Source organism: Bradyrhizobium sp. Leo78, from assembly GCF_059512425.1.
The window spans coordinates 1-373 of the sequence record NZ_JCAMOT010000289.1 but is presented as its reverse complement, the minus strand read 5'-3'; the positions used below and the strand labels follow the sequence as shown (position 1 = coordinate 373).

At 59.2% G+C, this 373-nt stretch carries 1 protein-coding gene; it reads right to left on the bottom strand.

Annotated features, from left to right (window positions below):
• Positions 1–121: 121 nt before the first annotated feature.
• The coding region (locus AC5ZG1_RS44735; protein ID WP_496136620.1) for a DUF3072 domain-containing protein at positions 122–373 on the bottom strand (252 nt) is incomplete at its 5' end.

Below are 373 nucleotides of genomic sequence, written 5' to 3'. Positions count from 1 at the left end.
ATCCGCGAGCTCAACTTGCGTTCCGGCGAGCTAGCACAGGGCAGGGATTCGCAAACGCGGGAGCAGTTGCTTTTCCACCGCGAGATCGGTGCGGAACGGCGGCCGTTGACGGGAGGGCGGGCTATTTCCCCAACCCGACCTTCTTCCGCAGCTTCTCGATCAGCTCGGACGCCTCTGCCTTCGTGAGTTCCTTCTCTCCTGGGACGGGCTCGTGCGCCTGCTCCGCAAGGGTTTTGAGGTACGACGCTTGGGCGCCCGTCATCGGATCATGTCCTGAAACCCACTCATTCGGGTCCTTTTCCGTGTTGTCGGCCATGATGAACCTCCAAAAAATCTGGCTCCGGTCCCAACTTGTAACTTGAAAGAATGTTCC